The organism is Halobacterium sp. BOL4-2, assembly GCF_016917835.2.
Lineage (GTDB): Archaea > Halobacteriota > Halobacteria > Halobacteriales > Halobacteriaceae > Halobacterium > Halobacterium salinarum.
Genome location: NZ_CP070335.2, coordinates 113,382 through 138,113, shown reverse-complemented (window position 1 = coordinate 138,113; position 24,732 = coordinate 113,382). Strand labels below are relative to the sequence as shown.

Below are 24,732 nucleotides of genomic sequence, written 5' to 3'. Positions count from 1 at the left end.
CAGATTTCCATCCTCAATTATCAAAATCTTGTACTGCTAGGACATCGTTAAAGCCTCGTTTCACCAGTTACTGTGCGATACCCGTCTACAATGTGTATAATCGACCGTTTTAGAGAACCAACCAGCGGTACTTGGTCACGGGCCCACCGGAGGCGGAATCGCTTGTACAAGGCGAAAGACTCCACAATAGTGCCATCTCACGATCAAGGACGGTGTTTTTGATAGTTTCAATCCCTGGCCGTGTATTCACGGGAGTATAAACAGTTGCTATCCATACGAGTAGTATGGACCCAGAAGCCGCCAACAACGGTGAGCCGCGACGGATAACATCCGTTCTCAACGCGGTCGAAATCATCGACGCGATCAAAGAACACCGCGGGATAACGCTCCAAGAGTTGACCACCGAACTCGACCTGACGAAAGCGACGATTCACACGTACATGGCGACCCTGCGGCAAGTCGGAATCGTCGAACAAGACGGGGACGGAACGTACCAGCTTGGGGATTGGTTCGTTCCGGTCTCGAACTATGCCCGAAACAGTACTGATCTCTACCGGCTCGGACGCGAAGAGATCGACAAGTTGGCGACCCAGACTCGGCACACGGCTCACCTCGTCACGGAGTCAGACGGCCGCCAGATCGTCCTCTACGAATCGATGGGCGAGGAGTCAGTGACCACCGAGTATCACCTCCGAATGCGGGAGACGCCACGGAAACTCCACACCAGTGCGGCGGGCAAATCGATACTCGCGTTCCTGCCCGAGGGCCGTCGGGAGACGTTGATCTCGGAGATCGAGTTCGGCACGGAGTCGTCCACCCCGATCGGCAGCCCTGATGCCCTCCGCGAGCAACTGGCGACCGTCCGCGATCAGGGATACGCGATCAACGACGAGGAGGAGATCCATGGCATCAGATCGATCGGCGCACCGATTCGTGGCCGAACGGAGGACGTCGCGGGCGCAGTGAGCGTTACCGCACCGAAGACCCGGCTGCAGAACGCGGAGTTCGCGGGGGAAGTCCCCGCACTCGTGATGGAAGCCGCAAACATAATCGAGGTGAGGTTAGAGACAGCGTAGCCGCCGCGTGTCATAAACATCGGTATATTTTGGCGACGGCTTTATCAGGCTATATCCAGAATACTCAACTGAATTCCCATGAGTAGTGAATCACCGGAGTCCGTAGATGACAGCACGAAGGTGCAGGCGACCGCCGAATGGGACCCGCTCCAAGCGGTCCGGATGCACCTCCCGGGGGCCGAAACGTTCGTTGGCATCATGGACCCCGAGCCGAACCTGTTTCTGAACGACTTCTCGCTTGTCGACGCCCAACAGGAGCATCTGAGTCTCAGCCAGGACCTGGAGGCGGCGCTTCCAGCATCGAACCCGATCCATTATCTCCACGACGATCTCGCCAACGGCAACGGCATGAACGCACTGCTCTCCTCGCGAGTCAACTTCGATCTCAGTGAACTCGGAGAGGACGAGCAGGTCAACCGGCGCGACAAGATGTGGGCACGGCTGCACGAGCTCAGCCCACATACGCAGATCCAGGCCGTGCTCGGGAACGCCGAGGTCATCCGGCACCACTCCCACTCCGACGAGGAGGTTCCTGGCTCGAACCCGGACCGCTGGGACACGACGAGTGTGCAGTTGGAGCAGCCGCTCACGAACATGTACTTCCAGCGTGACCAGCAGTTCGTCACGCAAAACGGCGTCGTGCTCTGCTCGATGAAAGAGGACACGCGCAAACCGGAGGTCGACATCGCTCGCGCGTCCTGGGAGGCCCTCGACGGGGACGAATTCGACGTCGACATCGTCGCCGACATGAGCCAGGTTCGGGAACACGACGTAACGGAGCACGTCCCCGAGCGCGACGACATCCAAGAGACGGAAGTGCTCGTTGAGGGCGGTGACTTCTATCCGGCTGGCGAGTTCTCGCTGCTCGGTGTCTCGGCGAAGATTCCCGAAGGAGAGGCGTACCCGAAACACGACATCGCCGAGGATGACACCGAGTACGTCCATCGGACCACGTACGCCGCAGGTCACCGACTCCTGATGGACGACGCCTTCGGATCCGAGGAAGTCGGCCTCGTTCGTGCGCCGTTCGAAGCCGCACAGGCCCACAAGGACGACGACAACGGGGAAGTCGAGATGGACATCATGCACCTCGACACGTGGTTCAACTTCGTCGACGACGATCTCGTTGTCGCCCACAAGGAACTCGTGGAGAACACGACGCTTGACGTGTACGCACGAACCCACGGCGGCGAGAAGCCGTACACGCTGGAACGACCCGACGTGAACTTCGGGGAGTACCTGCGCGAGAAGGGCTTCGAAATCGTCGACGTGTACGACTACGTTGACCCGTCCCATCCGGACACCGACATGGCGTTGAAGGCCATCACGAACTTCCTGACGGTTGGGCCACGGAAGATCCTGCCAGTCCGCTTCTCCGACGACGACGACGGCGTGATGAAGCAGTTCATCGATGGGATCCAGGAGGACTACGATGTCACGGTCATTCCGGACGGAGAGGGGCGCAAGATCATCAACCTCCGTGCGGGCTACGGGGCGATCCACTGTATGACGACGCCGCTTCGACGCACTCCGGAATAGCGGTCGACGCGGGCATCGGGAGTAGGCACGTCCACCGCGGTTGGGCTCTTCTTTGACTGCGTGTGTCTGCGGTGTACCGGGCACGTTCGTTCCGGCGGTGGGACGTTCACTGTGTTCTGCGGTCCGTGGCTGATCCGTTTCGTGTCAGTGCTGCGCTGTATCGCGGCTTCTGCACGGGGTCGACGGGTGGGAACCGGCGCAAGAGTTTTTGCGTCACCCGTGTAACTACGAGGCACCCATGAGTTACACCGTTGTAGCTCTGGGTGGGAACGCCCTACTCAGAGGTGGCGAAGGATCAATCCAGGACCAGCGAGACACGATCGAGCAGACTGTCCCCCACTTCGTGGATCTCTACGAACGCGGACACGAACTCGTCTTCACTCACGGCAACGGCCCACAGGTCGGACAGCTCCTGTTGCAGAACGAGGAGGCGGAGTCCGCCGCCGAGAAACCGCTGGACGTGCTCGGTGCCGAGTCACAGGCCCAGATCGGATACCTCCTCCAGCAGCAGCTCCGCGAAGAGCTCGGTGAAACACCGGCGACGGTCATCACACAGACGATCGTCGACGAGGACGACCCGGCGTTCGACGATCCGACCAAGCGCATCGGTCCGTTCTACGACGAGGACGAAGCCTCAGAGAAGGACTTCCCTGTCAAGGAGGGCACCGACGGCGACGGCAACGTGGGATACCGGCGGGTCGTTCCGTCCCCGAAGCCGGTCGACATCGTTGAGGCAGAACACATCAAGACGCTCGTCGAAACCGGGAAGCCGGTCATCAGCAGCGGCGGCGGTGGCGTTCCGGTCGTCGAAGACGGTGACAGCCTGACTGGTGTTGCGGCCGTCATCGACAAGGATCGTGCTGCCCAGTCGCTTGCGACCGACATCGGTGCCGATGAGTTCCTCGTGTTGACCGACGTCGATGCGGTCTACCGGAACTTCGGCACCGAGGATGAGGAGGAACTCAGCGAACTCACAACCGAGGAAGCGGCGGACATGCTTGCCGCCGGAGAGTTCGGTGAGGGGAGCATGGCGCCGAAAGTCGAAGCGTGCATCGAGTTCGTCGAAAGCGGCGGTGACCGTGCGATCATCACGAAGCCGGAGACCGCAACCGAGGCGCTCGATGGGGCGGCCGGCACGACAGTCGTGCCAGCCGACGAGTGACCGCGAGTTGGGAACAGTCGAAGGATTAAATAGTCGACCCGGAGATACACAACACGATGGAGCATCTAGTAGACATCAACGACGTCGAGAGCGAAGAGATCGAACAGCTGCTTGACCTGGCGGCGAGCATGAAGGAGAACCCGGGCGAGTTCTCCGGCGTGATGGACAACAAGTCTCTCGTGATGTTGTTCGCGAAGCCGTCGACGCGAACACGGCTGTCCTTCGAGACGGGAATGACCCAACTCGGTGGGCACGGCATCTTCTTCGAGATGGGGTCCTCGCAGCTCAGCCGCGGGGAGCCGATCTCCGACGTGAGCCAGGTGATGTCCCGGTACGAGGACGCCATCATGGCTCGGTTGTTCGAGCACGACGAGATGATGGAGCTTGCTGAGAACGCGGACGTGCCAGTCGTCAACGGGCTGACCGACTTCCTGCACCCGTGTCAGGCGCTCACCGACATGTTCACGATGCAGGAGAAAGACCGCCTCGATACGCTTGCGTTCGTCGGGGACGGAAACAACGTCGCCCACTCCCTGATGCAGGCGTCCGCGAAGATGGGCGTCGACTGTCGGATCGCGACACCCGAGGGAATGGAGCCCGACGAGGAGATCCAGGACCGTGTCAGCGACGCCAACGTGACCGTCACCAACGATCCCTACGAGGCGGTTGATGGCGCGACCGCAGTCTACGGCGACGTGTTCGTCAGCATGGGCGAAGAGGAGCAGCGCGAGGAGAAGCTCGCCGAGTTCGACGGGTTCCAGATCGATCAGGATCTCATGGACGCCGCCCGCGACGACGCGATCTTCATGCATTGTCTCCCGGCCCACCGTGGCGAAGAGGTCACGGCGGAGGTCGCCGACGGTCCGCAGTCGGTGATCTTTGACCAGGCCGAAAACCGCATGCACGTGCAGAAGGCCATCGTCCACACGCTCGTCAACCAATAACTGCATCGACCTCACTGCTTTTTTGTTGCCGTATGCGCTGTGTGAATGGCCAGCGTGAGCGGGACTTGTGGAACAAGCCGCGGTAGTAGTACGGAGGCGCTCATTAGTCTTGCCCACTGGCAGTGGTGTGATGAGCCGGCCTAGGTGTTTGACGTTGGCCAGCAGTGAGCTGACTCAGATGCCCCGAGCATCATATATGAATTATAATAATTATTGCTAGCTGTGGAGTTTGTAGACAATAATTTATCTGAGAATAGGATTAACTACGGCCGTAGGAATTGGCGGTAGCTTTATCCTACCCAGGGAATAACGCCAACACGTAGGAGAATAAGAGATGCTCCTGACGCCACAAACGGCAGCTGATGGATCGCCAACTAAAATGAAAACAAACAAATAATTACCAATGGTAGAATTCGAACCGAGAAGTTACGAGGACTTTGATCCGGAGAAACGACCGTCGTTCGGACAAGCGCTCCTCCCGATCGCTGGGATGATTACGTTCCTGGCCGTCGGTATCGTTCTTTTGGGCCTTGACGCCCAAATGCCCCTGCTTTGGGGGATCGCCTTCACTGGTGTGATCGCACGATACGGCTGGGGATACACGTGGGACGAACTCTTCGACGGGATTTCAAACAGCATTGTCATGGGATTGGGGGCGATATTTATCCTGTTTATTATCTACATGCTGATCGCGTCCTGGGTTGATGCTGGGACGATCCCGTTCATCATGTACTGGGGGCTGGAGTTCCTCACACCGGCGGTCTTCGTTCCGTTGGCAGCGCTCCTTTCGTTCGTGGTTGCGACGGCAATCGGTTCCTCATGGACGACAGCCGGCTCGCTCGGTATCGCGCTGGTCGGCATTGGCTCCGGACTCGGGATCCCAGCGCCGCTGACTGCGGGTGCGATCCTCTCCGGCGTGTACATGGGCGACAAGCAGTCGCCGCTTTCCGACACTACACTGCTCGCCTCGGGTGTCAGTGACGTTGACCTCTGGGATCACGTGCGCGGGATGTTCCCGAACACTATCATCGTTGGGGTTATCTCTCTTGCACTCTACGCCGTCCTCGGGTTGATGGCAGAGACCGGTGGCACTGGTGGTACAGGCGCGGAAGTCGCACAGATCCAGGGCGGTCTGGCAGGCACATACACGCTTTCTGTCCTGGTGTTGCTCCCGCTGGTCATTACCTTCGGGTTGGCGATCAAGGGGTACCCCGCGCTGCCGTCGCTCGGTGCCGGCGTGTTCTCCGCGGCAGGCGTCTCGATCCTCATCCAGGGTCGTGGGTTCGCTGAGGCATGGCAGATCATCTATAGCGGAACAGGACCGAAGACGGGTGTCGACCTCGTTAACAACCTCCTCAGTACCGGTGGGCTTGAAGGGTCGATCTGGGTTATTACCATTGTCTTCGGTGCCCTCTCGATCGGAGGTATACTTGAGGCGACAGGCGTATTGTCGGTTATAGCGCACAACACTGCAAAAGCTGTCGATAGTGTCGGAGGGGCAACTCTTGTCACCGCGCTCGGCCCGCTCGTGATCAACGCACTCACTGCGGACCAGTACATGTCCATCGTTATCCCTGGCATGACGTTCCGCGACCTCAACGACGAGTACGATCTCGACGGAACGAGCCTGTCCCGGACCCTCGAAGAGACTGGGACTGTCTCGGAGCCGATGATTCCGTGGAACTCCGGTGGCGTGTTCATGGCCAGTGCGCTCGGGGTGCCCGTGTTGAGTTATCTGCCGTACTACTTCGTGGGGATTCTCTCGCCCATCCTGGTTGTTATCATGGGTTTCACCGGCTGGAAGATGTACATGAAAGACCCCGAGGAGTCACCCGAAGAGTCGGCCGATACGGCCGCATAACGTCGGCGTCTCGGATCCGGTCTTCGAGCCGTCTTTTTTACTAGTCCGTACGGAAGACACCGGCGCTCCTGTGTCGTTCTTACAGCGATCGTAGTAGCTGCCAACCGAGTTTCACGGACCTCAAAACCGATTCAACGATGTCCAGCGCGGTTACATCTCTTCGAGCACGTCGATGCCGAGCAGGCCGAGGCCGTTGTCGAAGATCTGTGTCGTTGCCTTCGTCAGCAGGAGGCGCTCCGTGCGTGCGTTTTCGGCGTCCAAGACCGCGTTCTTGTGGTAGAAGGAGTTGAACACGTGTGCGAGCTGGAGGAGGTAGTGGGCAAGCGGTGCCGCGTCGTACCGTTCCTCACAGCGTTCCAGGACGAGTGGGTAGCGGGCCAGCTCGAACAGCAGCTCCACATCGGTGTCGTTGAACACCGATGGATCGAGGTCGTCGATCTCGGGAGCGGCGTCCGCTCCGTCCAGAATGCTGTAGCCACGGGTTGCCGCGTACTGAACGTACGGTCCGGTGTCGCCCTCCAGTGCAACCGACTCGTCGATGTCGAACGTCGTGTCGCGTTCGCGTTTGGCCGCCACCATCTCGTATTTGATGGTTGCGAGCGCGATCTTGGTTGCGACCGATTGGGCTTCGGCGTCGTCGATTCGGCCTTTCTCCGCGATGATCTCCTCGGCGCGGTCCTGGGCACGATCAAGGACTTCCCGGGCGGTGATGATCTGTCCTTTCCGTGTCGACATGCTCCCTTCGGGGAGGCTGATCAGCCCGTAATCGATGTGCTTAAGTTTGATGTCGTTGTATCCCATCTTTCGGGCAGCGACGAACAGCTGTTGGAAGTACTGGTTCTGTTCGTTTGCCACCACGTAGACCGACTGATCGGCGTCGTATTCCTCGATCCGGTACTCGATCGTCGCCAGGTCGCGGGTTCCGTACAGCGTCGATCCATCGGACTTGACGATGTAGAACGGATCGAAGTCGGCGTCTTCGAGGTCGTCGTTGGCCTCCCGCATCTGGCGTGCGCGATCGAGCGAGGCGTCCACGTCTGCCGCTTGCGGGTCGCCGACGTTCTCGTAGTCGTCAGGGTACACCGGGATGTACACCGACTCGCCCTCGCCGCGCATCGCGACGTCGTTCTCGATCGCCTTCTCGATGATGACGTCGTTCCAGCCCTCCTGAGCGTAGAAGCTCTCCCCGTTCCAAACGTCGAATGCGACATCGAGGTCGTCGTAGGTCTGCTTGAAGCGATCGATGCTCACGGTACGGAACCGCTCCCAGAGGGCAGTCGCGTCCTCGTCGCCCTGCTCGAGCCGGGTGAACCACTCCTTGCCGCTGTCGGCGTGGTAGTCACGTTCCTCGGTGACGGCGTCGGCGAACTGGTCGGTCACGGTCTCATCGTCTTCGAGATCCGCGAGCATCGAGTCCCGCTGCTCGAACTGCTGGTAGAGATCCAGGAGGTGTTCGATGGCGTCGTCTTCCAGCGTCGCTTCGTCGCCGAACTCGGTGTACTCGTGCATCAGGTTCCCGAACTGCACGCCCCAATCCCCGAGATGGTTGTCCCGCGTGACGTCGTGGCCGCGCGCCTCCAGGATGTTCATCACTGCATCGCTGAGGATCGTGTTCCGCAAGTGGCCGACGTGCAGCGGCTTGGCGATGTTGGGCGAGGACACGTCGGCGAGGATGGTGTCCGGGTCGGCGTCCGTCCGCGTGCCGTACTCCGAACCGTCGCGGAGGATCGTCGACAGCGTCGCGTCTGCCAGATCGGTCGTGTCGGCGTGGTAGTTGATGTGGCCGCCTTCGACGGTCACCGCCTCGACTTCAGCCGGCAGCCCGTTGGAGCGGTGGGCGTCGGCGATCGCCGCCGCGACATCGACCGGGGGCGCTCCGGCCGCGGCCGCGATCGAGAACGAGATCGGTGAGGAGAACTCGCCTTTCTCCTCATCGGTGATGTCTTCGAGTTCGATCGCGGACTGGTCGACTTCATAGTCGTACCCCGCGTCAGAGGTGGCAGCCCGGATTCCAGCGAGCAGTTCCTGCCGAAGGTTATAAAGCATTATATGCGAGCCTTCACCCTCCAGAACGATAAATTCTGCTACATCCGGGCCAGTGGTTCGCCCGGCAGCAGTCGAACAGTAATCAACACAATAACGAGAGAAAGCCACGAAAAACCACGAGTACGGCCGCCTACTCCGGATCTATCAGTGACGGGATGTCCTCACTGACGATCTGTTCGCAGTACTGACATCGCATCCCGTCGTCGAGCACGTCGAACCCGGATCGCACGGGCTCGTCGTTGGCGGTGATGCAGTTGGGGTTCGGACAGGAGAGCACACCCGCAACGACGTCGGGACGGTCGACGCGACGTTTCTCGTCGACCTCGTAGTCACGGACGATGTTGATCGTTGCGTCGGGCGCGATCAGCGACAGGACGTCGACTTCGTCCTGGCTCAGCTCTCGACCCTCGATCTTGACGATGTCCTTGCGGTGGTGGCGTTCCGAGGTGACGTTCATCCCGACGGTGATCTGGTCGTCGCTTGCTCCGTTGGTCCCGAGGATCTGAAGCACTTGCAGCGCCTGCCCGGCCGGGATGTGGTCGATGACGGTTCCGGCCTGGATTTTGCTGACCTGGAGGTGTTGGTCGCTACTCATCGTCGACACCCCCATCGGCGGACAGCACCAGATCCAGCAGTGCCATGCGAACCGGCACCCCGTTGTGTGCCTGCTCGAAGTAGGCCGCGTGGTCGGTGTCGTCGATTTCGGGTGCGATCTCGTCGACTCGCGGGAGCGGATGCATGATGGTCAGGTCGTCTTTGGCGGCTTCGAGGTGGGTGGCGGTGAGTTGGTACTCTCCGGCAACCTTCTGGTACTCGTTTTCGTCGGGGAACCGCTCGCGCTGGATCCGAGTCACGTAAAGGATGTCCAGCTCCGGGAGCACGTCCTCGAAGGAGTCGTGTTCGCGGACACGAGTGCCGGACTCCTGTTCGAGGTCGTAGACGACGTCTCGGGGGAGCTGGAGGCTCTCGGGACTGATGAAGTGTTGGTCGACGTCGAAGTTCGTGAGCGCGCGGGACAGCGAGTGGACCGTCCGCCCGTACTTGAGATCCCCCATGATGCCGATCGTGAGGTCTTCGAGGCCGGCGTTCTCGCGGATGGTGTAGAGGTCCAGGAGGGTCTGTGTCGGGTGATGGCCGGCGCCGTCGCCGGCGTTCAAAAGCGGAACGTCGACGAACTCGCTCGCCATCTGGGCTGCTCCCTGGTTGGGGTGGCGCAGCACCAACGCGTCCGCGTACCCTTCGATGACGCGAACCGTGTCTGCGAGTGTCTCCCCCTTCTTGACGCTTGAGGAGTCTACGGACCCCATATCGACGATGTCGCCGCCCAGGCGTTTCATCGCGGTGTCGAAGCTCATCTTGGTGCGGGTGCTCGGCTCGAAAAAGAGGAGTCCGAGCACGGTGTTTTCGTACCGGTCGGCGAACGCCGACGGGTCGGCGTCGATCTCTGCCGCGCGGTCGAGCACGGTCTCGATGTCCGCCCGGGAGAGTTGTTTGCTCGTGATGATGTGGTCGAGATCCATCACTCTGTGTCTCCGGTCCAGGTGACTTGAATCTTCCTTTCTATCATGAACAACTAACTGATCGAACGTTTCAACGGCATCCGTCGACAGCATCCGCCGATCCCGCTGTGGTCTCGCTAGCTATGGCGCGTTTTTCCGGAATATCCAAACAGGAGCTTTATTCGTGGGAGTTCAAACGCGTGTTGAGTTCCCGACGATCCCATAGCGAATGTGACGAGAACGCCACGGATACGAAGCAGTCGTCATGTGTTTTTGAAACGACGCCAGCATATGGTATCGTTAGCTTTACAGCCAGCATTTCGGAATGCTGTGCTATGTTGAACCGCCTTCGAGACGCATGGGCTGCGTATCGATCCGTTGCGATCATCTACCGGATCGCGGTCGCGTTCGTTCTCGGCTCGGTCTGTGGGCTCGCGGTCGGCGCGCCAGCCGCACAGCTTGAGCCGCTCGGAACGCTGTTCGTTCGGTTGCTCAAAATGATCATCATTCCTGTCGTCGTGTTCACGCTGCTCATGGGAGCGCGGCAGCTTTCGCCGACCCGCATCGGCAAGATCGGCGGCGAGGTGATCGCGCTCTACCTGGGGACGACGGCGGTCGCGATCGCCATCGGGCTGTTGGCGGGCAACCTCATCAACCCGGGAGTCGGGCTTGAGGTGGCTGATGCCGCCGTGGAGACGACGCAAGCCCCGGATCTGGGGACGGTGCTGATGAACGTCGTTCCGACGAACCCGATCGGTGCGATGGCCAACGGGGACGTGTTGCCGACGATCTTTTTCACGATCGCGCTCGGCATTTCGTTCGCGATCCTGCAGGACGAGTTCGAGCCCGGCACACCGGTGCACGACGGTGCACAGGCCGTGTTCAAGATCGCAGAGGCGGGCTCGGAGGCGATGTTCAACGTCGTCTGGGGCGTCATGGAGTACGGCGTGATCGGCGTGTTCGCGTTGATGGCGACGACGTTCGGGGAGGCAGGCGTCGACGCCATCCTGCCGTTCGCAAAACTCATCGGTGCGCTGGCGCTCGCCGTGGTCCTCCACATCGGGGTCACGTATCTGTTCGTCATTCAGTGGGGGCTGCTGCGTGAATCGCCGCGGGCGTTCCTCGCCGGCGCCAAAGAAGCGATGGTGACGGCGCTGAGCATCCGTTCCAGCAGCGGGACGCTGCCCGTCACGATGAACAACGCCGACGAGAACTTCGGGATCGACGAGGAGGTGTACAGCTTCTCGCTGCCGCTCGGTGCGACGATCAACATGGACGGAACGGCGATGTATCAGGGCGTGGCGGCCATCTTTGCGGCCAATCTGGTGGGGCAAACGCTCACGCTCGCCGAACAGGCGACAGTCATCGTGACCGCCCTGCTCGCGAGCGTCGGCACTGCGGGTGTCCCGGGCAGCGGGCTGATCATGCTCACGCTGGTGCTCACGCAGCTCGGGTTGCCGCTTGAGGTCGTCGGCATGGTCGCCGGTGTCGACCCGATCCTCGACCGGCTTCGGACCATGAACAACGTGACCGGTGATCTGGCGGTCACGACGCTCGTCGCGGACTGGAACGACCGGATCGACCGCGAGAACACGGTCTGGGAACGCACCGACGACTGAGCCGGTGTGGCGGGCAACGATGCCCGGACGGGCGCGGCCGCCCGTGACGTGTCCCGGATCGTGGGTCGGCGACGGCAGAGCATCGTGGATATGACTTCGATATTCTTTACCGCATACTCGAAGAATAGGGAGACATGCGTTCAGCACAGTCCAAACGATCACAGTCCACAGCCACCGGGGAGCGGACGCTGCACATCGGGCGGGATCGCCCGATCCGGATCAGCGCCGGCCACCGACTGCAACACCACGACGGCAAGTGTAGCCGCCCACACGGCCACAACTACGAGATCAGCGTCGAAATCACGGGGCAGCTCACGGACGAGGGGTGGGTTGTGGACAAGGGCACAGTCACGGCGGTGGTGTCCGACTGGGACCACCGGTTCCTGCTTGAGGACGGCGACCCGCTCGTTGACGCGTTCCGGGAGGCGGGCGACGGCGACGCGGTTGTCGTGCTCGAACAGCCGCCGACCGCCGAGGTGATGGGCGTCGTGCTGGAGCGGAAGCTCCACGACGCGCTCCCTGAGACGGTGTCAGCGGTCTCCGTCACGGTCGCGGAAACGCCGGCGCTTACTGCTGGCCCGAACTGATGCCGGTCAGCGAAACCACGGACCGGCAGGCGAGCAACGGTGGTGACGGGCCGGCGCTTCCGATCAACGAGCTGTTTTACTCCCTGCAGGGCGAGGGGAAGCTCGCCGGCACGCCGTCGGTGTTCGTCCGCACGAGCGGCTGCAACCTCCGGTGTTGGTTCTGTGATTCATACCACACGTCCTGGGAGCCCACCCACGCCACGATGTCCGTCGACGACATCATCGCGGAGGTGCAGTCGTACGAGCACGCCGACCACGTCGTACTCACCGGTGGCGAGCCACTGCTCCACGACGACGCCGTGGTGCTGCTTGACCGCCTCGCAGCGCTTGGCTACCACACCACCGTCGAGACGAACGGCACCATCCACCGTGACGCCCCCATCGACTTGGCGAGCGTCAGCCCGAAACTCGCCTCCAGCACACCCACGGCCGAGACCGACCCCAAAGGCGACGGTGAGTGGGCGGCCCGCCACGACGCCCGCCGCATCGACGTGGCGACGCTCGGCGCGCTCGCCGACGACTACGACACCCAACTCAAGTTCGTCGTCACCGATCCGTCGGATATGCCCGAGATCGAATCACTGCTTGCGGAGATCAGGACAGCCACTGACACCCGAATCGGCGACGAGGACGTGGTGTTGATGCCGGAGGGCACAACCCACGCGGAGCTCGACGCGCGACGAAACGAGGTTGCGACACTCGCGATGGAGCACGGCTACCGGTATACGCCGCGGCTCCACGTTGCACTGTGGAACGACGCCCCGGAGACCTGAAACAATGACAGACTCCACTGACGATACGATCGACACGAACGCACGCGCTCGGCGCGACCGCACAGCGACGACCAACCGCAGAACGGCCGCGGGTGCCACGCACCCGAGTGGTGGACGATGAGCGCGAAGCGCGCTGTCGTGCTTGCATCCGGCGGGATGGACAGCGCCACCGCCGCTGCGGTTGCGCACAACGCCGGCTACGAGGTGTACATGCTCCACACCTCGTACGGCCAGCAGACCGAGCACAAAGAACACGAGTGCGCAACGGCCCAAGCAGCGGCCCTCGGTGCCGCGGACTTCCTCCATTTGACCACGGATCACCTCTCGAAGATCGGCGCGTCGAGCCTCACTGACGACGAGATGGCGGTCGCGGACGCCGACATGGAGAGCGACGAAATCCCCACCTCCTACGTGCCGTTCCGGAACGCCAACCTGCTGGCGATGGCGACGTCGTACGCCGAGGCCAACGACTGTGAGGCGGTGTTCATCGGCGCGCACAGCGAGGACTTCTCGGGGTATCCGGACTGCCAGCCCGCGTTCTTCGAGGCGTTCCAGCAGACCGTCGCTGCCGGCACCAAACCCGACACCGAAATCAGCATCAACGCACCGTTCGTCGACTGGTCGAAGACCGACATCGCCGAGCGCGGCCTGGAACTCGGTGTCCCCTACGAGCACACGTGGAGTTGCTACCGCGCCGAGGCCCCCGCGTGTGGGACGTGCGACGCGTGTGCGTTCCGCCTCCAGGCGTTCCAGAACCTGGGCGAACGCGACCCGATCGAATACGCCGAGCGCCCGTCGTACACGTAATGGCGGCCGTTCGCGCGCCCCGGTGGAAACGGCGAGCGCCGGTGACCGCTCCGGTCAGGAGTCGGGAGTCACCGTCAGCGACGTGATCCGTGCGCCGTCGACGCCAGTCACGCGGAACGTGTGCGTGTCGATCACGGCACGATCACCGACCGTGGGGGCGTGCCCGAGTCGGCTGACCACGAGCCCGGCGACGGTTTCGACCGCCTCGTTCTCGAAATCCGTGCCGAGGTGGTCGTTGAGTTCGGTGATCGACACCGCGCCAGGAACCTCGTAGCCGCCATCGTCGCGGGGCTCGATGGACTGCGCGTGGGTCGCCAGATCGAACTGGTCGCGGATGTCGCCGACGATCACTTCGAGGGCGTCTTCGATGGTTGCCAACCCCTCGAAGGCACCCCATTCGTCGATGACGACCGCCATCTGGCGGTGCTCGGCCTGGAACTCCGCGAGCAGCTCGTCGACGCGCAGCGTCTCGGGAACCACGACGACCGGCCGGCTCAGCTCCCGGGCCGTGACATCGCCCGACTCGTCGATGGCGTCGCTGGCGCGCAAGATGTCTTTCACGTCGACGAACCCGATCACGTCGTCGTCCGGGCCTTCGGTGACCGGGTAGCGGGTGTATTCGCCGCTGGCGGCCATCGTTCGGAGTTCGGGGAGCGGAGTGTCTGCGGACACGCTGGTCACGTCGGGGCGTGGCCGCATGATCTCACGAACAGTCGTGTCGTCGAGGCTGAAGACGTGCTCGATCATCGACACCTCCGCCGGGCTGATCCGGCCGGCGGCGCTGGCTTCCGAGAGCACGCTCAGGATCTCCGGCTCGGTGTGGGTGTCGTGGCCCTCTGTCTCCGGGGAGACGCCGATGAGTTGGACCGACCGTGTCGCGATGCCGTTGAACAGGATCGTGCCCGGCAGGAACACGTAGTAGAACAGTTTCATCACGGGCGCAACCACGAGCGCGACGCGCTCGGCGCGCTGGATCGCGATCGTCTTCGGCGCGAGTTCGCCGTACACGACGTGCAACAGGGTCACGATCCCGAACCCGAGGGCCACAGTCACGGTGTGGCGAACGGGAGCCGGGAGCACCGGCTCCAGTAGTGGGTCGACCAGAACCGCGACCGCGGGTTCACCGACCCACCCGAGCCCGAGCGACGCGATCGTGATCCCGAGTTGGGAGACCGCGAGGTAATCATCGAGGTTGTCCGTGGCTTCCTTGACCGCCGTTGCGCCACGCCGTCCGTCCTGAACGAGCGTCTCGACGGACGCCGACCGCAGCCGCACGAACGCGAACTCTGCGGCGACGAAAAAGCCGTTCAGGACGACGAGGAGGAGGGCGAGCGCGATCCGACCAACCGCAAGTGACGTAGCTGACACTACGCACGGCGTTCGCCGGCCCCGCTCATCTGCCTTCCGAAGGGCGCTGGGGTGACGCCACCGCATATATAGGCGTCCGGACGACTATTATAAGTGGCTTTGAGCGCAGTGGTGGTACAGCCGTGTAGAGCGATCAGATGCCAACACCGCACACCACAGAGTCACCCAGTGTCGATCGGCGCACGTTCCTGGCGGGCCTCAGCGGGGCCGTCGCCGGGGGCGCAGTCGCGTCACAGTTCCAGACAACGGCGCGCGCACAGGCCACGGCGTCCCCGGCTGCGAACGCCATCGCGTACATCGTCGATGGGATGGGGCAGACACAGATCTCCGCCGCGCGCTACCTCAACGCCTACAAGACAGCGCCCGAGCGCTTCCCGCTGAACGTGAGTCCGGCCGAGACGCCGACCGGGTTCGACGCGTTCTCGTCCCGCGGTTCGATGACCACGTTCCCCGATGACCCCTACGAGACGACCACCGACTCGGCGGCCGCCGCAACCGCGTTCGCCAGCGGCGTCAAAACCTACAACGGAGCGATCGGTGGCGTCCAAACCTCAGGCGGCGGGTTTCAGCGCGTCGATACGGTCCTCGAACGGGCCAGCGCCCAGGGGTACGCGACCGGCCTCATCACGACGACCGAGGCGACACACGCCACACCCGCAGCGTTCGCGGCACACGTCGAGGATCGCGGCAACCAGACCGAGATCGCGCGCCAGTACATCGAAGAGACCCAGCCGGACGTGATTCTCGGGGGGCAGCGCCGCGACTTCGAGGCGGACGCGTCCAACGGCGGCACGCTGGTGGATGCGGCCAGGGACAACGGCTACACGATCGCCGAAACGGCGGCTGAACTGGACGCGGTCGACGACCCACCCGTACTCGGGCTGTTCAGCCAGGAGAGCCACCTCGACTACTACCTGGACCGCAAAAACGACCCCGAGAACACACAACCCAACCTCGATGCGATGGTCGACGCGGGGGTTGACCTGCTCTCGTCGGCCGGCGACCCCGACAAGGGGTTTTTCCTGCTGGTGGAGTCCGGGCGCGTCGATCACGCCGGCCACGCGAACTACCCCGCCCAGGTCGCCGAACAGTACGAAGCCACGCAGGTGGCGGGCCAGTTGGTGGAGTACGCCGAGACGACCGCCGAGCCGACGTTCCTCGTTTCGACCGGCGACCACGAGTGTGGCGGTCTCACGCTGGGTCGCGACTCGCCCTACGAGGTCGAATACGACGTGCTCGCCGCGCAGAAAGCGACCACCAGCCGGCTTCGGGATCTCCTCGCCGGGGTCCGGAGCGCTGACGAACTGGAGTCGATCGTCGCCGCTCACACGGGCATCACCGCACTGACCGACCGAGAGGTGGCAAAGCTCCGCGACGCTCCGGGTTCGATCAGCACGATTCTCGCGGAGCGAGCCGGGATCGCGTTCACCACCGACGGACACACGGGCACCGACGTGCCGGTGTTCGCACACGGCCCGAACGCGGCGCGGTTCGACGCCGCACGCGACAACACTGCGGTCGCCGACGCGCTCGCTGCGGCGCTCGGTGTGTCCCTGTAAGCCGCGGCCGCATCCGGTGTTTTTTACTGGTGGGTGTGCGGACGGAGCAGTATGTCACGCCCGTCCTGTGAGCCCTTGACAGCGAACGACGAGTTGTTCGGTGGTCTCCCGTGACCAGCCAGATCGGGAAGATCGACGCCGAGTTCTTCGCACAGCACCTGTCCCCGAACCTCGGTGCGGACGACGACGCGGTGACCGTCGGCCCCCAGTACGGGGTTGACTTCGGTGTGCTCTCGATCGGCGGCCAGCGCCTCGTCGTGAGCGCGGACCCGGTGTCAGTGAACCCCGGCGTCGGGATCGAGCGCGCCGGCCGGCTGGCCCTCCACAGCGTGCTTTCGGATGTCGCCGTGAGCGGGGTTCCGCCGTCGTTTCTCTCCATCACCCTGGTGCTCCCGGCGTCAGCACGAGACGACACCATCGCGGCGCTGTGGGACGCGATGGCCACGGAGTGTGAGCGGCTCGGCGTGAGCGTGGTCACAGGACACACCGCGCGCCAGGACGTGTCGTTCCCCTGGATCGGCGGCGCAACGGCCATGGGTGTCGGTGACCCCGCCGAGATCGTCCGCCCCGATGGGGCCACCGCGGGTGACACGGTGCTCATGACGCACAGCCCCGGGGCAGAGGTCGCGGGGCTGTTCGCCGCGCTGTTCGGCGACCACCTCGATGTCGCTGACGACACCGTCGAGCGCGCCGACGCGCGGCTCGAGGACACCACAGTGGTTGGCGACGCGTGCGCCGCGGCGTCCGCACCCGTGACCGCGATGCACGACGCAACCGAATGCGGCATTCAAGGGGCGCTGGTGGAGTTGGCGACGGCCGCCGGCGTTTCGATCAGCGTCTCCAGCGACGCCGTCCCCGTTCCCGAGGACGTGAGCGCCGTCTGTGCGGATCTCGGGCTCGACCCGTGGCAGGTTTCCTCGCGTGGCACGCTTCTCGTCACAGTCCCCGAGGCGCACGCCGACACGGCGATGGCTGCACTGGACGCACGGAACACTCCCGTGGCCGCGATCGGGACAGTGAGTGAGGGCAGTGGCGTGACCGTCGATGGGACGCAGGTCGTGCACCCGGGGAGCGATCCCGCCTGGACAGTGTTCAGTGCGCTTCAGCGGGACGCCGCCGCTCGTTCGCCGTGAGCTGCGGCCGCCGTGCGATCACACGACATCGGTGAGATCCGGCGGCGCGTCGGCGAACAGCCGCGCCGGCATCACGCCCAGTGGGTCCGCAACAGCGGGGTCGAACCCGAGCTGTGCGATCACGGCTCCGGGGTCGATGCCGGGTGCGACCTCCGTGAGTGTGAGGCCGTCAGGCGTCAACTCGAAGACGGCGCGCTCGGTGACGTACACAACCGACTGGTCGGTTTCCAGCGCGTGATCAGCGCTGAATGTGACGTGTTCGACGTCCTCGACGAACTTCGAGTGCGCCCCCTCGGATGTCACCGTGATTGTTCCGTCGGCGACCGCGACCGAGAGACCGCCCGTCGTGAGCGTGCCACAGAACACGACTGCAGCGGCGTTCTGCGTGATGTTGATGAACCCGCCACAGCCCGGGAACTGGGAGCCGAACCGGCTGACGTTGACGTTTCCCTGCGCGTCGACCTGCGCCATCCCCAAGAACCCGACATCGAGTCCGCCGCCGTCGTAGAAGTCGAACTGCTGGGGTGAGGACACGAGGGCATCGTGGTTGACTGCCGTTCCGAACTCGATTCCGCCGGACGCAGCCCCACCAACCGGTCCGGACTCCACGGTTTCCGTGATCGCGTCGCCGACACCTCCCTCAGCGGCGGCCGTTGAGACGAGTTCGGGGATCCCCACGCCCAGGTTGATGACCGCGCCCGCGTCGAGTTCCATTGCGGCGCGGCGTGCGATGATCGTTCGTTCGTCGATCGGGAGCGGATCCGTACTGGGCGTCGGTGGCTTGACTGTGCCGCTGTGTGCGGGGTCGTAGGCCGAGCCGTACGTTTGTGGGTGGTCTTCCGGCGATGCCTCGACGACGGAATCAACGACCACACCGGGTACAGCGACATCGTGGGGCGCGAGTGTCCCCGCGCTCGTGACGCGCTCGACCTGCGCGATCACCCTGCCGCCGGTGTTGTGTGCGGCTTGGGCCAGCGCCAGCATGTTCGAGGCGAGTGCCTCCCGCTCCATGGTGACGTTCCCGTGCTCGTCGGCCGTGGTGCCGCGAATGACCGCGACGTCGATCGGAACCGCGTGATAGAACAGGTACTCAGTGCCGTTGAGTGTGACGCGCTCGACGAGGTCCTCGCTCGTGACGGCGTTGGCTTTGCCACCATCACGTCGTGGGTCAACGAACGTGTCCAGTCCGACATGCGTGATCGTTCCAGGCTTGCCAGCCGCGGTGTCCCGGAGCAAGTGATCTAGGACGCCAAACGGGAGGTTGTACGCCTCGATTTCGTTGTTAACGACTGCCGCCATCAGGTCCGGTGTGAACCCCCAGTGACTGGCGATCGTCCGTTCGAGCATGCCCTCCTGCACGAGATGTGAGACGCCATGTCCTTGCCGGTCGCCCTCTGCCGCGGGCTGGTAGAGTGTGAGATCCTGCGGAGCCCGCGTTCGCTCATAGCGGTCGCCCAGCGCAGCAAGGACTGCTTCCGGGATGCCAGTCGCCACGAACCCCCCGATCCCAACCGTGTCACCGGACTCGACGCACGCGACCGCCTCTCGACGTGACTGTTGTGTTACCATACAGCCCCGTGCAAGGCCAGATAGTTTTGTCTTGGTGTTGGCTCCGTGAATAGAGCCACCGAGAGAGCAGGATCGCTGTGACAGTGAAAACTGGGGGTGCGATCGGTTCGAGCCGCTTACGCGCCGTCAGAGATCTTTACCACGCCATTTCTACTGGCAAAGAACAGGTCAGACCCATGAACTGACAGCGAAGAATAAGACTCTACCGTGGCATTCACATCCAATGACCACTTGCGAGAACCGGTATCAGCGTCGGACGCATACAGTGTCTCCTCCCCAAGCCAGAACTGGGTCCCATCAGCAACGATTGGCGGTGATGTACGGCCATCGGGATGCTTCTCGATGTTGATTGTGCTTCCATCCGCAGCGTCCAAGGTCGTGAGAACGCCACGATCAGACGAATCGGAGGCAGACACGTGGATTCGATTATTGCTAACGGCGAGCGAATGACCATACTCGTTTGGAATGGATGTTTTCCACTGTGTTTCACCCTCCCGTTCCGTCGATAACGCATACAGCTTCCCACCTTCTGCGGAATAATACACGCTTTCATCACCAATAACGATCTGTTGGTCTGTCTCAGGGAGGAGGGACCGCCGCCAGACCTGATCACCAGATTCAGGATCAACCGCTGCAACGCCTGTTTCAAGTTGGATATACACGATCCCGTCCCGAAGCCCTACACTATTGGGTCCGGTGTCTTCAAAGCTGAACGTCCAGCGTTTCTGCCCCGTCGTGGCGTCGTACGCGACGACCGAGGAGGAGTCCCAACTGAGAATCTTGCCACTGACGAAAACAGGTGCATTGCCCAGGAATGGGGAACCTGTGTTCGCCCGCCAGCAAAGGTCACCACTTCGAATATCGTAGACGCGGATGCCTCTGCTTGTTGAGGCGAAAGCCGCGTTCCCAGCGATTGTCACCGATCCACCGCTGCCGGTTGTCTCTACATTCCAGGATCGTGTGTTTTCGTTGATGTCGAATGAGGTGTACGAACCTCCGAATTCATCTGGAGTGAGTGCAAGGATGCCACGGTCACCGGTAAACATCACCTGTGAGTCGGGGTGCAGATTGAATAGCTCAAGTACAGTCGATTCGGTTGCATCACTCGAAGGGCCAGGATCGGTTGTTGCACCGGTTCTCGCGAAATCGTGTTGATACGTCGGCCACGGACCAGTCACCTCCCCAACCGGGGCATCCTGTATGTATTCAACGTCTCCGCCGAATAGAGTGCTACTGCAGCCGGCTACCGCACTCACCGATGTCGCCCCAACTGCTGCTAACAGACGGCGACGTGTACAGATCGAATCTACCATAGTTAAAACATATAAGAACAAAGTAAATATCTTGTGTTGTGAAGGAGTTAACGGTGCGAAAACGCGATGTCGATAACACGGATCGAGGGGCAGTCACAGCAACCAGAACGCACCGGGCAACGATCGAGTGCGCTCGCACCTGCGTGGCGACTGCGCTCGCGGCAACAACTGATAAGCCTCCGGCATGCGTAGGTGGGGTATGAAGCTCCGCCAGATTGCCGGGTCGCTGGCCGCGGCTACCGGTGTCGTTGCTGCCACGAACGCCGCCCTCGCGTGGCGGGCGGACGAGCTTGCGTCGCCACTAGACGGGACGAACAACACGTACCAGTGGCGTGGGTTCGACATCGCGTACACCGAGGCCGGCGATCCGGACGATCAGGACGTGGTACTGCTGCATGGACTGAACGCTGCGGGATCGAGTTTCGAGTTCCGCAACGTGTTCGACGCGCTGGCCGCGGATCACCACGTGATCGCGCCCGACCTGCCGGGGTTCGGTCGCTCAGACCGGCCGCCGATCGAGTACGCGGCGTCCCACTACACGACGTTCGTGGCCGACTTCCTCGCCGACGCCGCCGAGGATCCGATGGTCGTGGCATCATCGCATTCGGGTGCGTACGCGACCGCTGCGGCCGCCGACACCGATTCGGTCAGCGAGCTGGTGTTGGTGTGTCCGACGACCGCGGGGTTCTCGGGGACGCGCCCGCTCGTCGGCGCGCTCGTCAGGGCGCCAGTGGTCGGCACGGCGCTGTTCAACGTGGCCACGAGCAAGCGCGCCATCCGATATTTCAACGCCGATCACGGCTACCACGACGAGTCGGTTGTCACCGAGGACGTGGTCGAGTACCACTGGCGGACCGCCCATCAGCCGGGCGCTCGGTTCGCCGCCGCGTCGTTTTTCGCGGGCGCCCTGGATGTGGATATGGACTTGGGTGCCGAGCTGGCGGCTCTCGATCTGCCGGTGACAGTTGTTTGGGGCCAGGAAGCGACCATCTCGCCTGTCGCTGATGGCCGCGACATCGCCGATGCCGCGGGCGCGCGGCTGGTGGTGCTCGAAGAGTCCGACGTGCAGCCCCACGTCGAGCGCCCTGAGGCGTTCCTCCGGGACGCCGTGGAACCAAGCGCTACAGTTGAGGGCGGCGAGGATGTCAAACACGCCACTGATGGAGCGTGACGAAGCTGCGACTAGCGCGGAAACCAAGCAACCGGCGAAAAAGCGGCGGCCACGAGTAGTCGCTGTTTCGTCGTGAGGTCGTACGGAGCAAAGCGGTAGAAGTCGCGTCAGAAGACGTTGTCCCATTGTGCTGAGTTATATTTGATCGAACACGAGCGGGAGATCCGTACCATTGCCACGCCACAGAGAGAGTAGTGTGGATGGTACTGCAAGGCGCTACAACGTCGATCCGGACTCAAAGGTCGCATAACACGAGATCACAGCCACTGATTTGACGCTTTCGTTCGACCTTCGATAACTACGCTTTAGTATCCCCAAAACATTGTTAGCGTACGCTCAATCAATGGAGAACGAAGACCACAACTTCGGAACAAGCGACTGGTGGCCAAACCAGTTAGACTTGGAGATTCTGGATCAGAACAGCCAACAGGTCGACCCGTACGGCGAGGACTTCGACTACGCCGAGGCGTTCGAGGACCTCGACCTCGCGGCGGTCAAAGACGACCTCGAAGAGATGATGACCGACTCGAAGGACTGGTGGCCGGCTGACTACGGCCACTACGGGCCACTGTTCATCCGGATGGCGTGGCACAGCGCCGGCACCTACCGGACGTTCGACGGTCGCGGCGGCGCAGCCGGCGGTCGCCAGCGCCTCCCGCCGGTCGACAGCTGGCCGGACAACGTCAACCTCGACAAGGCCCGTCGCCTCCTCTGGCCGATCAAGCAGAAGTACGGCCGCAAGCTCTCGTGGGGCGACCTCATCATCCTGGCCGGAAACGTCGCGCTCGAATCCATGGGCTTCGAAACCTACGGGTTCGCGGGCGGACGTAAGGACGATTACACCCCGGACGAGGCCGTCGACTGGGGGCCCGAAGACGAGTGGGAGACCACATCCGGCGACCGCTTCGACGCGGATGGAAGCCTCAAGTGGCCGCTTGGCAACACCGTCATGGGCCTCATCTACGTCAACCCCGAGGGGCCAAACGGCGAACCCGACCTCGAAGGCTCCGCGAAGAACATCCGCGAGTCCTTCGGGAAGATGGCGATGAACGACAAGGAGACGGTCGCGCTCATTGCGGGCGGCCACACCTTCGGGAAGGTCCACGGTGCCGACGACCCCGAGGAGAACGTCGGCGCCGAGCCCGCCGCCGCCCCCATCGAGAAGCAGGGGCTGGGCTGGGAGAACGAGTTCGGTGAGGGCAAAGGTCCGGACACGATCACCAGCGGGATCGAAGGGCCGTGGAACACCACGCCGACCCAGTGGGACATGAGCTACGTCGACAACCTGCTCGAATACGAGTGGGAGCCCGAGAAGGGGCCCGGTGGCGCCTGGCAGTGGACCACCAAGAGCGGCGAGCTCAACGAGTCCGCACCTGGCGTGCAGGACCCGACCGACACCGAGGACGTCATGATGCTGACGACGGACGTCGCGCTCAAAGACGACCCCGACTACCGGGAGGTCCTGGAGACCTTCCAAGAGAACCCGCGGGAGTTCCAGCAGTCCTTCTCGAAGGCCTGGTACAAGCTCATCCACCGCGACATGGGGCCGTCCGAGCGGTTCCTGGGTCCGGAGGTGCCCGAGGAGACGATGATCTGGCAGGATCCGCTCCCGGACGCCGACTACGACCTCGTCGACGACGAGGCCGTCGCGGCGCTCAAATCCGAGCTCCTGGAGTCGGAGCTGTCGATCCCGCAGCTCGTGAAGACCGCGTGGGCGTCGGCGTCGACGTACCGCGACAGCGACAAGCGCGGCGGCGCCAACGGCGCGCGCATCCGGCTGGAACCCCAGCGCAGCTGGGAGGTCAACGAGCCCGAGCAGCTCGAAGCCGCGTTGTCGACCTACGAGGACATCCAGGCGGAGTTCAACGACGCCCGCAGCGACGACATGCGTGTGTCGCTGGCTGACCTGATCGTGCTCGGCGGGAACGCCGCCATCGAGCAGGCCGCGGCCGACGCCGGGTACGACGTCGACGTGCCGTTCGAACCGGGCCGCACCGACGCCACGCCCGAGCAGACCGACGTCGAGTCCTTCGAGGCGCTCAAGCCGAAGGCCGACGGGTTCCGGAACTACCTCGGCGACGACGCCGAGCGCGAACCCGAGGAGCTGCTGGTCGACAAGGCCGAGCTGCTGAACCTCACCGCCGACGACATGACGGTGCTCGTCGGCGGGCTCCGGGCGCTCGGAGTGACCCACGGCGACTCCGAGCTGGGCATCTTCACCGACCAGCCGGGGACGCTGACGAACGACTTCTTCACGACGCTGCTGGACATGGACTACGAGTGGGAAGCCGCCTCCGAGGACCGCGAGGTCTTCGAGTTGCGCGACCGCGAGACCGGGGACGTCGAGTGGACCGGCTCGCGAGTCGACCTGCTGTTCGGCTCGAACACGCGGCTGCGCGCCATCGCGGAGGTCTACGGCAGTGATGCCGACGAGGAGCTGTTCGTTCAGGACTTCGTGGACACGTGGAGCGAGGTCATGAAGCTGGACCGCTTCGACCTCGAATAGCGCGCCCGATCCACGCGCCGTCCACCCGTGGCGGTCGGCGTGTCGCTAACGCGGTGGAGCTGTTGCTGTTTCTGACTACGGCTGTGAGCAACTGCGATCAGGACGAATGGTATCCGCGCCAGTGTGTGACGTTCGAGCGCTGGTGCGACGGGCAGTATGTGATCTGCTTGGCAACCCCTGGGTCCGACCCGATACGATAC

At 62.9% G+C, this 24,732-nt stretch carries 19 protein-coding genes; 13 read left to right on the top strand and 6 right to left on the bottom strand.

The window, feature by feature from the left end; genetic code table 11:
- Positions 1-284 precede the first annotated feature (284 nt).
- The 5 genes from JRZ79_RS25000 to arcD all read left to right on the top strand — a co-directional run bounded on the left by JRZ79_RS25000 (position 285) and on the right by arcD (position 6,582).
- A complete protein-coding gene (locus JRZ79_RS25000) occupies positions 285-1,076 on the top strand; it encodes an IclR family transcriptional regulator (protein WP_010904162.1) in 792 nt (263 codons plus the stop codon).
- Between the two features lie 78 nt (positions 1,077-1,154).
- The gene (gene arcA / locus JRZ79_RS24995) at positions 1,155-2,615 is read left to right on the top strand and encodes an arginine deiminase (protein ID WP_010904161.1); all 1,461 of its coding nucleotides are present in this window, start codon (positions 1,155-1,157) and stop codon (positions 2,613-2,615) included.
- Between the two features lie 238 nt (positions 2,616-2,853).
- On the top strand, positions 2,854-3,777 hold the full coding sequence (gene arcC, locus JRZ79_RS24990) for a carbamate kinase (protein WP_010904160.1): 924 nt from the start codon (positions 2,854-2,856) through the stop codon (positions 3,775-3,777).
- A gap of 56 nt (positions 3,778-3,833) precedes the next feature.
- Positions 3,834-4,721: an ornithine carbamoyltransferase gene (gene argF, locus JRZ79_RS24985; protein WP_010904159.1), complete on the top strand. Its 888-nt coding sequence runs from the start codon at positions 3,834-3,836 to the stop codon at positions 4,719-4,721.
- A gap of 403 nt (positions 4,722-5,124) precedes the next feature.
- On the top strand, positions 5,125-6,582 hold the full coding sequence (arcD, locus tag JRZ79_RS24980; protein WP_010904158.1) for an arginine/ornithine antiporter ArcD: 1,458 nt from the start codon (positions 5,125-5,127) through the stop codon (positions 6,580-6,582).
- Between the two features lie 150 nt (positions 6,583-6,732).
- Here arcD and JRZ79_RS24975 read toward each other — a convergent pair whose 3' ends face one another.
- From JRZ79_RS24975 to pyrB, 3 genes are all read right to left on the bottom strand, one after another.
- The gene (locus JRZ79_RS24975; protein WP_010904157.1) at positions 6,733-8,628 is read right to left on the bottom strand and encodes an arginine--tRNA ligase; all 1,896 of its coding nucleotides are present in this window, start codon (positions 8,626-8,628) and stop codon (positions 6,733-6,735) included.
- A gap of 130 nt (positions 8,629-8,758) precedes the next feature.
- Positions 8,759-9,223 carry an aspartate carbamoyltransferase regulatory subunit gene (pyrI, locus tag JRZ79_RS24970; RefSeq protein ID WP_012289641.1) on the bottom strand — a complete coding sequence of 155 codons (465 nt, stop codon included), beginning with the start codon at positions 9,221-9,223 and terminating at the stop codon, positions 8,759-8,761.
- The gene (gene pyrB / locus JRZ79_RS24965; protein ID WP_012289640.1) at positions 9,216-10,148 is read right to left on the bottom strand and encodes an aspartate carbamoyltransferase; all 933 of its coding nucleotides are present in this window, start codon (positions 10,146-10,148) and stop codon (positions 9,216-9,218) included. The genes pyrI and pyrB overlap by 8 nt, the downstream gene beginning before the upstream one ends.
- A 314-nt stretch (positions 10,149-10,462) precedes the next feature.
- On the opposite strand from pyrB, the gene JRZ79_RS24960 reads away from it, so the two are divergent.
- The 4 genes from JRZ79_RS24960 (at position 10,463) to queC (ending at position 13,913) form a co-directional block, all read left to right on the top strand.
- On the top strand, positions 10,463-11,746 hold the full coding sequence (locus tag JRZ79_RS24960) for a dicarboxylate/amino acid:cation symporter (protein WP_049892719.1): 1,284 nt from the start codon (positions 10,463-10,465) through the stop codon (positions 11,744-11,746).
- 134 nt (positions 11,747-11,880) lie between these two features.
- Positions 11,881-12,333 carry a 6-pyruvoyl tetrahydropterin synthase family protein gene (locus JRZ79_RS24955; RefSeq protein WP_010904153.1) on the top strand — a complete coding sequence of 151 codons (453 nt, stop codon included), beginning with the start codon at positions 11,881-11,883 and terminating at the stop codon, positions 12,331-12,333.
- On the top strand, positions 12,333-13,106 hold the full coding sequence (locus JRZ79_RS24950; RefSeq protein WP_010904152.1) for a 7-carboxy-7-deazaguanine synthase QueE: 774 nt from the start codon (positions 12,333-12,335) through the stop codon (positions 13,104-13,106). The genes JRZ79_RS24955 and JRZ79_RS24950 overlap by 1 nt, the downstream gene beginning before the upstream one ends.
- Positions 13,107-13,223: 117 nt before the next feature.
- Entirely contained in the window at positions 13,224-13,913 is a 690-nt protein-coding gene (gene queC / locus JRZ79_RS24945) for a 7-cyano-7-deazaguanine synthase QueC (protein WP_010904151.1), read from the top strand.
- A gap of 54 nt (positions 13,914-13,967) precedes the next feature.
- Here queC and JRZ79_RS24940 read toward each other — a convergent pair whose 3' ends face one another.
- On the bottom strand, positions 13,968-15,347 hold the full coding sequence (locus JRZ79_RS24940) for a hemolysin family protein (RefSeq protein WP_010904150.1): 1,380 nt from the start codon (positions 15,345-15,347) through the stop codon (positions 13,968-13,970).
- A 71-nt stretch (positions 15,348-15,418) separates the two neighbouring features.
- On the opposite strand from JRZ79_RS24940, the gene JRZ79_RS24935 reads away from it, so the two are divergent.
- Positions 15,419-16,840, top strand: coding sequence for an alkaline phosphatase (locus JRZ79_RS24935; RefSeq protein ID WP_010904149.1), 1,422 nt, complete (start codon positions 15,419-15,421; stop codon positions 16,838-16,840).
- Between the two features lie 110 nt (positions 16,841-16,950).
- Entirely contained in the window at positions 16,951-17,973 is a 1,023-nt protein-coding gene (locus JRZ79_RS24930) for an AIR synthase family protein (RefSeq protein ID WP_012289639.1), read from the top strand.
- A gap of 18 nt (positions 17,974-17,991) precedes the next feature.
- Here JRZ79_RS24930 and JRZ79_RS24925 read toward each other — a convergent pair whose 3' ends face one another.
- Together JRZ79_RS24925 and JRZ79_RS24920 are read right to left on the bottom strand one after the other, a co-directional pair.
- The gene (locus tag JRZ79_RS24925) at positions 17,992-19,542 is read right to left on the bottom strand and encodes an acyl CoA:acetate/3-ketoacid CoA transferase (protein ID WP_010904147.1); all 1,551 of its coding nucleotides are present in this window, start codon (positions 19,540-19,542) and stop codon (positions 17,992-17,994) included.
- 116 nt (positions 19,543-19,658) lie between these two features.
- Positions 19,659-20,855, bottom strand: a complete 1,197-nt coding sequence (locus tag JRZ79_RS24920; protein ID WP_010904146.1) for a PQQ-binding-like beta-propeller repeat protein — start codon at positions 20,853-20,855, stop codon at positions 19,659-19,661.
- Between the two features lie 199 nt (positions 20,856-21,054).
- Here JRZ79_RS24920 and JRZ79_RS24915 point away from each other — a divergent pair, with 199 nt between their 5' ends.
- Together JRZ79_RS24915 and katG are read left to right on the top strand one after the other, a co-directional pair.
- Positions 21,055-22,026 (top strand): alpha/beta fold hydrolase, encoded by a 972-nt coding sequence (locus tag JRZ79_RS24915; RefSeq protein WP_012289638.1) that lies wholly within the window; start codon positions 21,055-21,057, stop codon positions 22,024-22,026.
- A gap of 343 nt (positions 22,027-22,369) precedes the next feature.
- Positions 22,370-24,532, top strand: a complete 2,163-nt coding sequence (gene katG / locus JRZ79_RS24910) for a catalase/peroxidase HPI (RefSeq protein WP_010904144.1) — start codon at positions 22,370-22,372, stop codon at positions 24,530-24,532.
- Positions 24,533-24,732: the final 200 nt, after the last annotated feature.

What these genes read in the sequence shown, in the direction of transcription:
- arcC (WP_010904160.1), top strand. Translation starts at nt 2,854, where the DNA reads ATGAGTTACACCGTTGTAGCTCTGGGTGGGAACGCCCTACTCAGAGGT.
- arcA (WP_010904161.1), top strand. Translation starts at nt 1,155, where the DNA reads ATGAGTAGTGAATCACCGGAGTCCGTAGATGACAGCACGAAGGTGCAG.
- pyrI (WP_012289641.1), bottom strand. Translation starts at nt 9,223, where the DNA reads ATGAGTAGCGACCAACACCTCCAGGTCAGCAAAATCCAGGCCGGAACC.
- JRZ79_RS24950 (WP_010904152.1), top strand. Translation starts at nt 12,333, where the DNA reads ATGCCGGTCAGCGAAACCACGGACCGGCAGGCGAGCAACGGTGGTGAC.
- JRZ79_RS24940 (WP_010904150.1), bottom strand. Translation starts at nt 15,347, where the DNA reads ATGCGGTGGCGTCACCCCAGCGCCCTTCGGAAGGCAGATGAGCGGGGC.
- JRZ79_RS24925 (WP_010904147.1), bottom strand. Translation starts at nt 19,542, where the DNA reads ATGGTAACACAACAGTCACGTCGAGAGGCGGTCGCGTGCGTCGAGTCC.
- queC (WP_010904151.1), top strand. Translation starts at nt 13,224, where the DNA reads ATGAGCGCGAAGCGCGCTGTCGTGCTTGCATCCGGCGGGATGGACAGC.
- argF (WP_010904159.1), top strand. Translation starts at nt 3,834, where the DNA reads ATGGAGCATCTAGTAGACATCAACGACGTCGAGAGCGAAGAGATCGAA.
- arcD (WP_010904158.1), top strand. Translation starts at nt 5,125, where the DNA reads ATGGTAGAATTCGAACCGAGAAGTTACGAGGACTTTGATCCGGAGAAA.
- JRZ79_RS25000 (WP_010904162.1), top strand. Translation starts at nt 285, where the DNA reads ATGGACCCAGAAGCCGCCAACAACGGTGAGCCGCGACGGATAACATCC.
- pyrB (WP_012289640.1), bottom strand. Translation starts at nt 10,148, where the DNA reads ATGGATCTCGACCACATCATCACGAGCAAACAACTCTCCCGGGCGGAC.
- JRZ79_RS24955 (WP_010904153.1), top strand. Translation starts at nt 11,881, where the DNA reads ATGCGTTCAGCACAGTCCAAACGATCACAGTCCACAGCCACCGGGGAG.
- JRZ79_RS24935 (WP_010904149.1), top strand. Translation starts at nt 15,419, where the DNA reads ATGCCAACACCGCACACCACAGAGTCACCCAGTGTCGATCGGCGCACG.
- katG (WP_010904144.1), top strand. Translation starts at nt 22,370, where the DNA reads ATGGAGAACGAAGACCACAACTTCGGAACAAGCGACTGGTGGCCAAAC.
- JRZ79_RS24920 (WP_010904146.1), bottom strand. Translation starts at nt 20,855, where the DNA reads ATGGTAGATTCGATCTGTACACGTCGCCGTCTGTTAGCAGCAGTTGGG.
- JRZ79_RS24975 (WP_010904157.1), bottom strand. Translation starts at nt 8,628, where the DNA reads ATGCTTTATAACCTTCGGCAGGAACTGCTCGCTGGAATCCGGGCTGCC.
- JRZ79_RS24915 (WP_012289638.1), top strand. Translation starts at nt 21,055, where the DNA reads ATGAAGCTCCGCCAGATTGCCGGGTCGCTGGCCGCGGCTACCGGTGTC.
- JRZ79_RS24960 (WP_049892719.1), top strand. Translation starts at nt 10,463, where the DNA reads ATGTTGAACCGCCTTCGAGACGCATGGGCTGCGTATCGATCCGTTGCG.